The sequence below is a fragment of the Bavariicoccus seileri WCC 4188 genome (assembly GCF_000421665.1).
GTDB classification, from domain to species: domain Bacteria; phylum Bacillota; class Bacilli; order Lactobacillales; family Aerococcaceae; genus Bavariicoccus; species Bavariicoccus seileri.
In genome coordinates, this window is sequence record NZ_ATXL01000012.1 from 38,297 (window position 1) to 51,584 (window position 13,288).

A 13,288-nucleotide genomic window follows, 5' to 3' on the forward strand; every position below is an offset into this window, starting at 1 on the left:
CAAAGTAATATCACTTTGGAGATTTTTTTGTGCGGAAATCAAAAAGGGTGGCTGATTAGTATGTTCATGACTAATCAGAAGTGCGAATCATTCTCAATTAGAGTAAAATATTTTCATATTATTTGTACGAGGAGGAATAAATATGTTTAAGAAAATCCTGAAATATTCAGGAAATGAAAATAGACTACTTAAGGTGTCAATTTTTCAAAGCATTTTAAGTATCGTATGTAGCATTATTCCCTATTTCATGACTTATTTAGTTATTGATAGGCTTGTTACAAATCAAGAAATGGATGGACGATTTTTGTTGATTATTGGTATCACAGTTCTTGTAACCCTTATTTTGCAGAATATTTTCTACTTAACTGGATTAAGTAACTCTCACATCTTTGCATTCAATGTATTACAAAATATCAGAGAGAGTCTTCAGGAAAAATTAGAAGCTTTGCCAATCGGATATATACAGGACAAAGGGAAAGGAACAATGAAGCAAGTGTTTGTAGAAGATATTGATAGTATTGAGACGCTTTTAGCACATGCTATTCCAGAGGGAATCTCAAATCTTTTGGTTACTTTGATTGTAATTATTAGTATGCTTTTTGTTGATATTCGTTTAGGGTTATTATCTTTAGCTTCTTTCCCTATAGCAATAGCTGGATTTATGTTTATGTTCAAAATTGGTTCGAAATATATGGCTGAATATTATGCAGCAGGTCAAAATATGAACAATAACATTATCGAATACATTAATGGTATGGAAGTTGTTAAGGTATTTAATCAAGATGGTCATTATTTCGGAAAGTATAAGGAGAGTATTCTGAATTATCGCGATAAAACAATCTCTCAATATAAAGCCACTCGACCTTCTGTTGCAACTTATAGAGTAATGTTCGCTGCATCATCGCTTGCCTTATTACCAGTTGGTTCATACTTAGTTATGAATCAAAGTGCTTCTATTTCTAATCTGGTGTTAGTTTTTTGCTTAGCAACTAGCTTGGGGGCTCCGCTATTAAGATTGGTTTCTTTCTTGCCTGCACTTATGCAAATAAACTATAAAATTGATGAGTTAGAAAATGTAATGAATTTTGAGCCTCTTCAAGTGGGTGATAATGAATTTACAGGAGAGAACTATGATGTTTCATTCCAAAACATCGAATTCTCTTATGATGATACGCCAGTAGTTCGTGATTTGACACTTACTGCAAAAGAAGGCGAAACTACTGCATTCGTCGGAGAATCAGGGAGTGGTAAAAGTACCTTAGCAAAACTATTGGTACATTATTATGATCCTAATTCAGGGAAAATCACGATAGGTGGACAAGACATTAGAGAGTTAAGTTTATCAACGTTAGGTTCGCTAGTCTCTTATGTTTCGCAAGATGTTTTCTTGTTTAATCAATCAATTCTGGAGAATATACGTATAGGAAACCCTAGTGCTACAGATGAAGACGTATTGGAAGCAGCCAGACAGGCTCAATGTTTATCTATTTTTGAACATCTACCCAACGGTATACACACGGTTGTTGGCGATAAAGGCGGTAAATTATCGGGTGGTGAAAAACAACGCATTTCAATCGCACGAGCTTTTCTTAAAAATTCGCCAATTTTATTACTTGATGAAGCAATGGCATATATTGACTCAGAGAATGAAAAGGTTATTACTCAAGCAATCAATAAATTAGCTGAAAATAAAACAGTAATCACAATTGCCCATCGCTTAAAAAGTATCAAAGATTCTGAAAGAATTTATGTTTTGAATAAAGGTAGAGTTGAATGTTTTGGAACGCATGAAGGAATTTTAAGTGAAAGTGAAACTTACCAGAAATTATGGAATGCTGCAATTAAGAGTGAGATGTGGCAACCGAAAGGAGGACATTAACATGATATTCAAATTTTTAAAAAGAATATTACAGGTCTCTGGAGAATATGGAAAAAACATCAGACTTTCATTTGTATTTTCAATTTTAGAATCAATTTGCCAGAAGGTTCCTATTGCTCTTGCATTTATAACAATTGTGAAACTGATGAATCGTGAATTATCCTCTGTTGATAGTATTTCAATACTTGGGGTATTGGTTGTTGCTGTAATTTTACAAATGATATTTCATTATATTAATGATCAATTGCAAAGCGACGCAGGATATAAAGTTTTTGCAGACCTTAGAATTAAGTTAGCAGATCACTTAAGAAAATTACCGATGGGTTATTATACTGAAGGTAATGTTGGTAAATTAAGCTCTGTACTAAGTTCAGATATGATATTCATTGAAGAGAATGTTATGAAAACAATATCTCAAGTGGCAAATTATTTATTCAACACATTAGTATTAGTTATTTTTAGTTTTGTTTTAGATTATAGACTTGGACTCGTTGTGACAGCAACACTGATTATCTACTATTTCTTAATTGAAAAACTAGCTCGATCATCATTAAACGAAGGACAAATCAAACAACAACAAAATGAAAAACTCACTGATGAAGTTCTGTTCTTTTTAGAAGGAATTGCAGTTATGAAAAGTTTTAATCGTTTAGGCTCTGGCTCAAAGTCTTTACGAACTACATTCAAAAAGAGTAAACAAGTGGCATTGGATATGGAAAGTATATTCACAAGAAGCATGGGAAAAGTGTATGTGTTATTAGCTATTTCCACATCTATTTTATTGTGGTTATCTCTATATTTATATAATTCTGGTAGCTTTTCGGTTGAATCTCTTATTGCCCTTTCTCTCTTCTATCTAGGTCTTTTTGTTCCATTAAAGACGCTTAGTAATGAAGTAGCAGTGTTTGCGATTATGGATAGTTGTTTAGATCGCATTGATGAAGTATTTAATGTTGAAATCTTAGAAGATAAAGGAGAAAACACTGTTCCACAAGAGAGTAAAAGATCAACTGAAATTGAATTTGATAATGTTTCATTTGGATATGATGCAGACTTAGTGTTAAAAGATATTAGTTTTAAGCTTTCTCCAAATACCATGACTGCATTGGTTGGTCCATCTGGATCAGGAAAAAGTACGATTGCAAATTTGTTAGCTAGATTCTGGGATTTACAACAAGGAGAAATCAAAATTAGAGGTGTAGAAATCAAAGATATTTCATTGGCAAATTTAATGAACTCAATCAGTGTTGTATTCCAACAAACTTACTTGTTCCAAGATACAATTCTCAACAATATTAAATTAGGTAAGCCAGAAGCCACAAGAGAGCAAGTTATTGAAGCAGCAAAAAAAGCTCGTTGCTATGACTTTATTCAAGAACTCCCAGATGGGCTAGACGCAGTTATTGGCGAAGGAGGCGAAAGTCTCTCTGGAGGACAGCGTCAAAGAATATCAATTGCAAGATGTATTTTGAAAGATGCGCCGATAATCATTCTTGATGAGGCAACAGCAAGTATAGATGCGGATAATGAATATTATATCCAACAAGCTATTTCTGAATTAGTTAAAGATAAAACACTACTTATTATTGCTCATAGGTTAAACACAATTAAATCAGCAGACAAAATACTTGTCATTAACCATGGAAATGTAGTAGAAGAAGGAACACACGAGGAATTAGTAAAATCAAACAATTTATACTCTAAATTGTATGGACTAAACTCTTAGATTTAAAAATATAAATGTTAGTTTAACATTATGAAAGGAAAAAATTATGAAGAAAAAAATGAATACAAAAGACTATATCTTTTCTGGTGCATTTGCAGCAATCTACATTGTGGTTTTATTTGCATCAATAACTATACTTGCAATTAACCCTTTGGTGTATCTATTAACACCATTAATTGTTGGAATTATTGAAGGACCAGTTTTTGCTCTATATACATCAAAAGTGCCTAAACGTGGAGCCATATTATTGCTATCAATTTTATGCGGATTACTAATCACTGCATACTCTCCGATTCCGTTTATTATTGCACTAGCAAGTGGAATTGTTGCTGAGATTATTATGAATAATCGTGAGAAGAACTTAAAAGGTAAGTTTACATTAGCTTACAGTATTTTCAATATATTAACTATGGCACCATTTACATTACTAATATTTGCAAGAGAACAGTTTATGCAAACATCACTTGAATATTATGGACAAGACTATGTAGATAAAATTGCCTCTTTAACACCGTCGTGGATCTTGATTGTGCTAGTTGCTTTAGCACTAATTGGTGGCTTCATTGGAGCAAAATTGGGTCAGAAACTTAGTAAAAAACATTTTGAAAAAGCAGGATTGGTATAAGTGAAAAGCAATATAGATACACAACTAAGATTTAAAAGTGAATCATTCATAGATGTTTCACCACTAACAAAAATCATCATTTTTGTGATTTTATCAGTTTTAATGCTTCAAAACAGATCTTTATGTTCAGAAATAATTGTTGGAGTAGTTACCACCTTGATTCTTATAAATAGTAAAGCTCAAAAACGGGCTTTACTATTTACATCAGTATATTTTGGGACAATTTTATTTGAATTAGTTATAAAATCATTACCAATTTCAAATCTCGTTGGATTTGTATTTGGTTTACTAAAGATTATTCGTTTATTTTTACCAACGCTATCTTTATATTATGTTCTTTCAGAAAGGACATCAGCTAGTGAATATTTATCTATGTTTAAGAGATTTCATATACCGGATTCTTTCGCTGTTTCTTTTGTTGTCATGCTCCGCCTTATTCCAACATTAAAAGAACATATAGTAAATATCCAAAAAGCACTAAGATTTAGAAATTTAAAAATTGGACCAATACTTTTTTTGACACAACCTGCCATGGCGATTGAACGTATAGTTGTTCCTCTACTAATTTCCTCAGGAAAAGTAATCGAAGAGTTATCTGCCGCAGCTCTTACAAGAGGATTAGATGTTGGTAGAAAAAGAAATCCTGTTCTTAATTTCAAACTAACATTTGTTGATTTTTTAGTAAGTGGTATGATGATAACTATATTTATATTCTTTGGGAGGTTTAGTTAAGTGAATGCATTAGAATTTAAAAATGTTTCCGTTTCCTCGAATGATAATTCTTACAAACTAATAAACAAAATTTCTTTTGATGTTAAAAAAGGCGAATGTGTTGTGTTATGTGGAAGGAGCGGTTGTGGAAAAACAACGATTACGAGAGTAATTAATGGTCTTATTCCCAATTTCTATGATTCCCTTCATAAAGAAGGTTCAGTAAAAATATTTGGTAAAGAGCTAACAGATGAAGCACAGAGTGATCTTTCTCGAGTTATTGGTACAGTTTTTCAAAATCCAAAATCACAATTTTTTAATATCGATACCTCGAATGAATTAGTTTTTGGCTGTGAGAACTTAGATTTAGACCGTAACGAAATTTTGTCTAGAGTTAACGGTGTAGTTTCTTTTTTATCTTTGGAATCCTTAATTAATAAAAATATTTTTCAACTCTCAGGTGGAGAGAAACAACGTATTGCATGTGGTTCTGTTATTTCAATGCAACCTAAAATATTAGTTTTAGATGAACCCACTGCAAATCTTGATTATAAATCAATTAAGCAATTACAAATTGTACTGACTGAATTAAAAAACAATGGATATACCATTATAATTGCTGAGCATAGACTTTACTGGCTCAAAGATTTGGCTGATAAATTTATATATCTAAAATCTGGTGAAATTGACCAAATTTACAGTTATAAATCCCTTTCAGAAAATGAGGATAAATTTTCGTCCATGGGATTAAGAAGTCTCCACTTATCGAAGAGCTTTCAATTGTATGAGCGAATACTAAATGAAGAAAAATGGAAACTATTTAAGGTTACTGAACCCAGTAATTCTTCTGAATTTGAAATAAGCTTAGAAAATATAATGGTATCCTATGAGAAAAACAAAATTGTAATTGATATTCCAAACTTAAAATTCAAAAGTGGAACTATTGTTGGAATAGTAGGAAAAAACGGTGCAGGGAAAACTACATTTGTTAATACCATTCTAGGATTCATGAAACACAAAGGAAAAATAAAACTTAATCAACAAGAGCAAAATAGTAAAGATTTAAATAAACAAGGATTTATGGTTATGCAAGACGTTAATCAACAACTCTTTTCAGACACTGTATTAAACGAAGTTAGATTAGGGAGTATTGCATCGATACTAGAAGGAAAAGAGTTACTTAAACAGTTTGGCTTGAATGATTTAGAAAATCGTCACCCTGCTTCCCTTTCTGGAGGTGAAAAACAACGAGTTGCAGTTTCATCTGCTCTATTATCTAACAAGAAAATTCTCGTATTTGATGAACCAACGTCTGGTTTAGATAGACAATCGCTTGATGATTATTGTCATCAAATTAAGGAAATTTCAAATAAAGACAATATTATTTTTATTGTTACACATGATGTAGAGATCATCTTTCAACTAGTTAACTATGTTCTTCCAATTTAATTTTAAACATCTAGGTGATGCTTGATTTAATTAAGCAAGTAAAAAAGGAGGAGTTTAAATGGGAATAAACAATGGGTGCGGTGCCCTATTTGTGGCAATAAAACAAGGATAAAAATTTATAAGGATACCATTCTGATTCATTTCCCTTTATATTGTCCTAAATGCAAACAGGAAACTTTAATCAATGTAAGGAAAATGAACATAAGTATTATCAAAGAGCCAGACGCAAAGATGCAGAGCCGATAATTTGAGAATTTGAATCTCATCTTATCGGCTTTTTCTGTTTTGTATAGATTCTGTGATTAGTCTTTTACACTTCCTACTTCTTTGATACCGTTAGCTAATGCTTCCATAAGTGCTAACTCTTTATCAGTGAAGTTATCCATAAGTCTTTCTACCTGTATGCGTCTGGTGCTTTTTACTAGATCACTAACAGGTAAGAAAAACTCGTCTACAGACACATGAAGTAATGATACAAGGTCATAAAGAACCTGTATACTTGGGTGTTGTCCTTTATTTTCAATATTTGTTAAATAACGTGGGTCTATTTCAATCAGTGCTCCCACTTGTTCACGAGTTAGACCTCGTTTCAATCGAGCTTCTTTAATCGCAAGACCAAAGGCTCTAAAATCATACTTATCTTCTCTTTTACGCATAGTAAACCACCTCTATACATTTTACTGTTCCTATTCATTTAGAAACAGGTATAGAAAAACGTATTATATGGTTTAATAGTTCATGTTATGTACTCTCTATACTCAATGACATTATGAATCCAATCTTAAATAGAAAGGTCGCTAATTTATTTACCAATATTTATTACCTAATATAAGTATAAATTGAGTTTTGCAATTCTCTATAAAATAGTAGATAAAACTGGTGACTTGTTGGAGGTCGATGTCGCCATGAAATATATTACGTATAATCAACTTTCCAATTTTGAGGTCTTATCAAAAAAAGTCGTCCCCCTACACTAGATAAGTACGACCATCAATGTGGTTTTATAGATTACATAGATAGAATTATTAAAGCATGTAAACAGAGAAATCAATCTGTTTATGTGCTTTTTTGGTTATTTAGAGCTTTTTTTCAAAATTTATTCATCAGTAATGCAACAAATCCCCCTTTCACATTGGGACTAAGAGTGAAAGGAGATAAAAGAGCAAGACTCACTTCCTTTCAAAAGAAAGGGGGTGAGAAACATGAAACCATCTTCTTTTCAAACAACGATAGAAAATCAGTTTGACTATATCTGTAAACGTGCTATGGAAGACGAGCGAAAGAATTATCTAATTTATCTTTCAAGGATTTCAAAGCGTGAAGTGTCCTTTTCAGATGTTGGCGACTATCTCGTCAATCAGTTTGCGACAACAGATAACTATTCAACGGACTTTCAGATTTTTACACTCAATGGATTGTATGTAGGCGTTGAAAATGACTTGTTGAGTGAAGCATTACGTGAGTTACCAAGTAAGAAACGTGAAATTCTACTGCTGTATTATTTCATGGATATGAGCGATTCAGAAATTGCAGAATTATTAAAACTGAATCGTTCAACTATCTATCGGCATAGAACAAGTGGACTAGCCTTAATAAAAAAGTTTATGGAGGAATTTGAAGAATGAAAACACAATATCCTATGATTCCCTTTCCTCTCATTGTAAAGGCGACAGATAGCGATACAGAAGCGATTAACCAGATTCTACAGCATTATCGAGGGTATATCACAAAACGCTCCCTACGTCTTATGAAAGATGAATTTGGCAATCAAAGTATGGTCGTTGATGAAGTCTTACGTGGAAGAATGGAAACCAGACTGATTACAAAGATTCTATCATTTGAAATTAAGTAATATCCTCTCTCCTTTCGTGGAAGCGTGCCAAACCGTTCCCACGCTTCCCGAACAGGGAGATTTGTTATTCCATCAAAGCATATTGTTCTTTCAGTATGCTTTGATAGGCGAACAAGCCATTGTTCTTTGAAAACTAAATATAAGTAATCGAATACGTTTCGATAAGAAAAGAGCCGACAGGCAACACGCCATGACCTATGAAGATAGTAAGCGATTCATGTTAGTGTCCGAGAGCAATCTGTAGCAAGATTGCCAGCGATGACCTTCTTATCGTGATAATGATACTCCCATACAGTCATAGTCCGAGCGTTAAAAGCGTCGCAGGTAATGAGTATGGCTACATGAGAACCATGCAGGGGTGGAACTCCCGTGAGCTTTGCTAAAGCTGTTCGATTACTTGTAAAACAACTTTTATGAAATCCAACAAGTGATTTGGAAAGGAAGATTTTATGAAGCAGACTGACATTCCTATTTGGGAGCGTTATACCTTAACCATTGAAGAAGCGTCAAAATATTTTCGTATTGGCGAAAACAAATTACGTCGTTTGGCAGAAGAAAATAAGAATGCAGGTTGGCTTATTATGAATGGCAATCGCATTCAGATTAAACGAAAACAATTTGAAAAAGTGATAGATAAATTAGACGCAATCTAGCGTCGCCAAAGGGTCTTGTATATGATAAAATAGTATTAAGTCGTGTCAAGGCTCTTTCCATATAGGAAAGGAGCAAATGCCATGTCAGAAAAAAGACGTGACAATAAAGGTCGAATTTTAAAGACTGGAGAGAGCCAACGAAAAGACGGAAGATACTTATACAAATATACGGATTCATTTGGAGAGCCACAATTTGTTTACTCATGGAAACTTGTACCTACAGATAGAATACCAGCAGGAAAACGAGATTGTATTCCTCTTCGAGAGAAAATCGCAGAAATACAGAAAGACATTCATGATGGTATTGATGTTGTAGGCAAGAAAATGACACTCTGCCAGCTTTACGCAAAACAAAACGCTCAAAGACCAAAGGTTAGAAAAACCACTCAAACTGGACGTAAATATCTTATGGATATTTTGAAGAATGACAAGTTGGGCGTAAGAAGTATTGACAGTATTAAGCCATCTGACGCTAAGGAATGGGCGATAAGAATGAGCGAAAATGGTTATGCTTATCAAACCATCAATAACTATAAACGTTCCTTAAAGGCTTCATTCTATATTGCTATAGAAGATGATTGTGTTCGGAAGAATCCCTTTGACTTTCAACTGAATACGGTCATTGATGATGATACTATTCCTAAAATTGTATTAACAAAAGAACAGGAAGAAAAACTGTTAGCCTATGCGAAAGCTGATAAGACCTACAGTAAGAATTATGATGAAATTCTGATACTCTTAAAAACAGGTCTTCGTATTTCAGAGTTTGGTGGTTTGACACTTTCAGATTTAGATTTTGAGAATCGTCTTATCAATATAGACCATCAGCTATTGAGAGATACTGAAACTGGGTACTACATTGAAACACCAAAGACCAAAAGTGGCGAGCGTCAAGTTCCAATGGTTGAAGAAGTCTATCAAGCGTTTAAGCGGGTGTTAGCCAATCGTAAAAATGGTAAGTGTGTTGAGATTGATGGATATAGTGATTTCCTCTTTCTTAATAGAAAGGACTATCCTAAAACATCAGGTGATTATTACTCTATGCTGAAACGCCTTGTTAAGAAGTACAATAAGTATAACGAGGAAAAGTTACCGCACATCACTCCACATATTTTGCGACATACCTTCTGTACCAACTATGCAAATTTGGGTATGAATCCAAAAGCATTACAGTACATCATGGGTCACGCAAATATAACCATGACACTAAACTATTACGCACATGCAACGTTCGATTCAGCAATGGGAGAAGTGGTACGCTTGGAAAAAGGGAAGCAACAGGAGCGTCTTATTGCTTAGTAGTACAGATGAACTTACTACTTATTTACCACTTTTGACAGCTAAGACATGAGGAAATGTGCAAAGAAACGTGAAGTATCTACCGACAGTAAAAATGCTCGAAAGCCCATAGAATAAAGCTATACGAGCATATAAGAATATATAAAAAGATAATCCGAAATTTATACTTTGTTTATAATAAACTATTAACTTATCCTACACGTCGCACTCCTGATAATACGTTAATTTTGTTGTCATATCAATCTTTAGAGACGTTTTGTTGAATGAAAGCACTTAGCCCTTTTCATTGACTTTTTTTGTCATTATCATTACATTAAATACATCAATAATTTACAATACATCAATGATTTACATTTTTTTAGTATATCGTCGTATTACCGACCAAACAGTTACTTTTTGACCTAGCTATGAAGACGTCGGCTATTTTTTTGGCCAATGACCCTTCATACCTATTTGCATGCTAAAAGCACTCTTTAAGTCTCTTATAAGATTTTGAGAGTGAGTAGCTTTTTGTTTATTAAGAGTTTATACTGTTATTTCGTGACGAAATTTGATAGCGTTGATAGTAACATTTTTGGCTATTCATGTGACTTGTTTCTCATATCAAACACCTATCTGAAGAGAGCTATCAGAGACGTGTTGTTACTAAGTGTTACAGCATGACTAGTCGCTAGCTTATTAATAGGAGATCAACTTATGACTAATAATAAAAACTGGATGTCGTTTCTAAAACGGCACCCCAAACAAACTAACAATAGTAATGACAACAACGATAATCATGATGACTATCAAGAAAAAAGACCTTTTAAGGAACGAGTAGGTCGTCACTGGAATTCTTTCCAAAAGAATATGCGCCACCCACGGGTGAAACTAGTTTTATTTGCTGTTTTACTATTGTGGGTTAAAACGATTATTGCTTACTACCTTGATTTCTCTCTTGGAGTCGATGGTTGGTTCCAACATCTAATTTTGTGGATCAACCCTCTTGCTACAGGTTTAGCTTTTTATGGCATTAGCCTTTTATTTTCGAATAACAAAACGACGAGACGTGTGTTACTTCTATTGGTCGTACTTCAAACGATTATTCTCTATGGAAATATTATGTATTACCGTGAGTTCAGTGATTTTATGACCTTCAAAGCGTTATTTGGATCACAAAATGCTGGAAATCTAGTTGGCATTGTCGGTTCACTCGCTAAGCTGATGCGACCACATGATATCATCTATTTCTTAGATATTCCTATTCTGTTTATAGTCACCAAGAAGAAACTTAGTAGAGATGCTGTTAGCTATAAATTCAGCAAACGTTATGCCTCTACTATTTTCATCACTGCCGGATTACTCTTCGCTGTCAACTTGCAATTAGCAGATATCAGTCGCCCGCAGTTGTTACTTCGGACCTTTGATCGTACCTATATCGTTAAGTATTTAGGCCTTAACTTCTTCTCAGGCTATGACGTTGCTAAGACTGCCCATGCGAGTCAAGTGAGAGCCAATGCGGATGGCACTGAAATGGAAGAGATAACCTCCTACATTGATAGCCATCAAGTCGAAGGTAACCCGGAATACTACGGCGTCGCAAAAGGTAAAAATGTAGTTGTCTTGCACTTAGAAAGTATGCAACAATTCTTAATCGATTACACAGCTAAGGATGAAGCTGGAAATGATGTTCCTGTCACACCTTTCTTGAACAGTATCTACCATAGTAAAGATACCTTTGCTTTTGATAATGTGTTCCATCAAGTTGGACAAGGTAAATCATCCGATGCTGAATTGATGATGGAGAATTCGATTTTTGGATTATCTCAAGGATCTGCCCTATCACAATACGGTTCAGATAATACCTTCCAAGCTGCATCTTCTATTTTGAAACAAAATGGTGGTTATACTAGTGCAGTATTCCATGGAAACGTTGGATCATTCTGGAATAGAAATGATACTTACAAAGCCTTTGGTGTTGACTATTTCTTCGACTCTAACTATTACACTTTAACAAAAGAAAACTCTCTAGAATACGGACTAAAAGATAAACTATTCTATAGAGACAGTATTCCTTATCTTGAACAATTACAACAACCATTCTATACGAAATTCATAACGGTTTCTAATCACTTCCCATTCCCATATGATGAAGAAAATAGTGATTACCCACCAGTAGAAACTGGAGATGAAACGGTTAACGGATACTTCTCAACTGTACATTATGCAGATGAAGCGTTGTCTGAATTTTTTGATTATATGAAAGAATCTGGTTTATATGATGATACAATCTTTGTTTTCTATGGCGACCATTATGGCATTTCTAATTCTAGAAATAAATCTCTGGCGACGGTCTTACCAGATGCTGACGTCGATAATTGGGACGATTATGATAACGCTATGTTACAACGTGTTCCTGCGATGTTCTACATCCCAGGAATGAGCGAGGAAGATGGTGTCAGCGGTGGCATCAGTGAGACCTACGGCGGTCAAATCGATATGCTTCCAACTCTCCTACACTTGCTAGGGATTGATACGAAAGATTACATCATGTTTGGTCACGATTTACTTGCAACAGATCGTAAACAACAAGTTGTTTTCCGTAACGGGAATCTCGTCACACCAGACTATACTGTCATTGGTAGTGAAATCTATGATACGAAGACTGGTGAATTGTTAACAGATCTAACAGAGGAAGAACAAACAAAGGTCCAAGCGATGGTGGAGGATGCTCAAAAGCCACTTGGCTACTCACAAGATATCCTATCTAACGACTTGCTCCGTTTCTACCAACCTGAAGGCTTGAAAGCTGTTGATAAGACGCAGTATGATTACACGAAGAACTTACAACGCATTAAGCAAGTGAACGAAGAAATAGGAGATAAGAACACATCCTTGTTGTATAAAAACAATGGGGAAACGAGCTTGGGCTTGTATCGTACAACCGCTCCTGAACTAGAATCAACGATAGAAGCCGCTAAAGAAAATAGTAAGCGTAAAAATATTCCTGATTATAATGATTTAATCGAATCGTCTCCACTAACACCAAAAGACGAAGAGAGTACAACTGATACATCAGGGTCATCAGAACAATAATTTCATATTTTAAAACTAA

General features: G+C 34.2%; 12 protein-coding genes. 11 read left to right on the plus strand and 1 reads right to left on the minus strand.

The features are described 5' to 3' along the window. Nucleotides 1-142: 142 nt before the first annotated feature. From H541_RS0104060 to H541_RS12915, 6 genes are all read left to right on the plus strand, one after another. Entirely contained in the window at nt 143-1,879 is a 1,737-nt protein-coding gene (locus H541_RS0104060) for an ABC transporter ATP-binding protein (protein ID WP_022796066.1), read from the plus strand. A gap of 1 nt (nt 1,880) precedes the next feature. Further along, on the plus strand, nt 1,881-3,605 hold the full coding sequence (locus H541_RS0104065; RefSeq protein ID WP_022796067.1) for an ABC transporter ATP-binding protein: 1,725 nt from the start codon (nt 1,881-1,883) through the stop codon (nt 3,603-3,605). A 46-nt stretch (nt 3,606-3,651) separates the two neighbouring features. Next, nucleotides 3,652-4,230 (plus strand): MptD family putative ECF transporter S component, encoded by a 579-nt coding sequence (locus tag H541_RS0104070; RefSeq protein WP_022796068.1) that lies wholly within the window; start codon nt 3,652-3,654, stop codon nt 4,228-4,230. Next, nucleotides 4,231-4,962 carry an energy-coupling factor transporter transmembrane component T gene (locus H541_RS0104075; RefSeq protein ID WP_022796069.1) on the plus strand — a complete coding sequence of 244 codons (732 nt, stop codon included), beginning with the start codon at nt 4,231-4,233 and terminating at the stop codon, nt 4,960-4,962. Beyond that, nucleotides 4,963-6,390 (plus strand): ABC transporter ATP-binding protein, encoded by a 1,428-nt coding sequence (locus tag H541_RS0104080; RefSeq protein WP_022796070.1) that lies wholly within the window; start codon nt 4,963-4,965, stop codon nt 6,388-6,390. 75 nt (nt 6,391-6,465) lie between these two features. Further along, on the plus strand, nt 6,466-6,636 hold the full coding sequence (locus tag H541_RS12915) for a cysteine-rich KTR domain-containing protein (RefSeq protein WP_084684519.1): 171 nt from the start codon (nt 6,466-6,468) through the stop codon (nt 6,634-6,636). A gap of 56 nt (nt 6,637-6,692) precedes the next feature. Here the strand turns inward: H541_RS12915 and H541_RS0104085 are convergent, their stop codons facing one another. Then, nucleotides 6,693-7,046 carry a helix-turn-helix transcriptional regulator gene (locus tag H541_RS0104085; RefSeq protein ID WP_022796071.1) on the minus strand — a complete coding sequence of 118 codons (354 nt, stop codon included), beginning with the start codon at nt 7,044-7,046 and terminating at the stop codon, nt 6,693-6,695. 546 nt (nt 7,047-7,592) lie between these two features. Here H541_RS0104085 and H541_RS0104090 point away from each other — a divergent pair. The 5 genes from H541_RS0104090 to H541_RS11525 all read left to right on the plus strand — a co-directional run bounded on the left by H541_RS0104090 (nt 7,593) and on the right by H541_RS11525 (nt 13,269). Beyond that, nucleotides 7,593-8,015, plus strand: a complete 423-nt coding sequence (locus tag H541_RS0104090; RefSeq protein ID WP_026501610.1) for an RNA polymerase sigma factor — start codon at nt 7,593-7,595, stop codon at nt 8,013-8,015. After that, entirely contained in the window at nt 8,012-8,242 is a 231-nt protein-coding gene (locus H541_RS0104095) for a helix-turn-helix domain-containing protein (protein WP_022796073.1), read from the plus strand. The genes H541_RS0104090 and H541_RS0104095 overlap by 4 nt, the downstream gene beginning before the upstream one ends. Nucleotides 8,243-8,691: 449 nt before the next feature. Further along, the gene (locus H541_RS0104100; RefSeq protein WP_022796074.1) at nt 8,692-8,895 is read left to right on the plus strand and encodes an excisionase; all 204 of its coding nucleotides are present in this window, start codon (nt 8,692-8,694) and stop codon (nt 8,893-8,895) included. Nucleotides 8,896-8,976: 81 nt separating this feature from the next. Continuing rightward, on the plus strand, nt 8,977-10,194 hold the full coding sequence (locus tag H541_RS0104105) for a tyrosine-type recombinase/integrase (RefSeq protein ID WP_022796075.1): 1,218 nt from the start codon (nt 8,977-8,979) through the stop codon (nt 10,192-10,194). A gap of 696 nt (nt 10,195-10,890) precedes the next feature. Continuing rightward, nucleotides 10,891-13,269, plus strand: a complete 2,379-nt coding sequence (locus H541_RS11525; protein ID WP_022796076.1) for an LTA synthase family protein — start codon at nt 10,891-10,893, stop codon at nt 13,267-13,269. Nucleotides 13,270-13,288 lie beyond the last annotated feature (19 nt).

What these genes read in the sequence shown, in the direction of transcription:
- H541_RS0104085 (WP_022796071.1), bottom strand. Translation starts at nt 7,046, where the DNA reads ATGCGTAAAAGAGAAGATAAGTATGATTTTAGAGCCTTTGGTCTTGCG.
- H541_RS0104095 (WP_022796073.1), top strand. Translation starts at nt 8,012, where the DNA reads ATGAAAACACAATATCCTATGATTCCCTTTCCTCTCATTGTAAAGGCG.
- H541_RS0104070 (WP_022796068.1), top strand. Translation starts at nt 3,652, where the DNA reads ATGAAGAAAAAAATGAATACAAAAGACTATATCTTTTCTGGTGCATTT.
- H541_RS0104060 (WP_022796066.1), top strand. Translation starts at nt 143, where the DNA reads ATGTTTAAGAAAATCCTGAAATATTCAGGAAATGAAAATAGACTACTT.
- H541_RS0104065 (WP_022796067.1), top strand. Translation starts at nt 1,881, where the DNA reads ATGATATTCAAATTTTTAAAAAGAATATTACAGGTCTCTGGAGAATAT.
- H541_RS0104090 (WP_026501610.1), top strand. Translation starts at nt 7,593, where the DNA reads ATGAAACCATCTTCTTTTCAAACAACGATAGAAAATCAGTTTGACTAT.
- H541_RS11525 (WP_022796076.1), top strand. Translation starts at nt 10,891, where the DNA reads ATGACTAATAATAAAAACTGGATGTCGTTTCTAAAACGGCACCCCAAA.
- H541_RS0104105 (WP_022796075.1), top strand. Translation starts at nt 8,977, where the DNA reads ATGTCAGAAAAAAGACGTGACAATAAAGGTCGAATTTTAAAGACTGGA.
- H541_RS0104100 (WP_022796074.1), top strand. Translation starts at nt 8,692, where the DNA reads ATGAAGCAGACTGACATTCCTATTTGGGAGCGTTATACCTTAACCATT.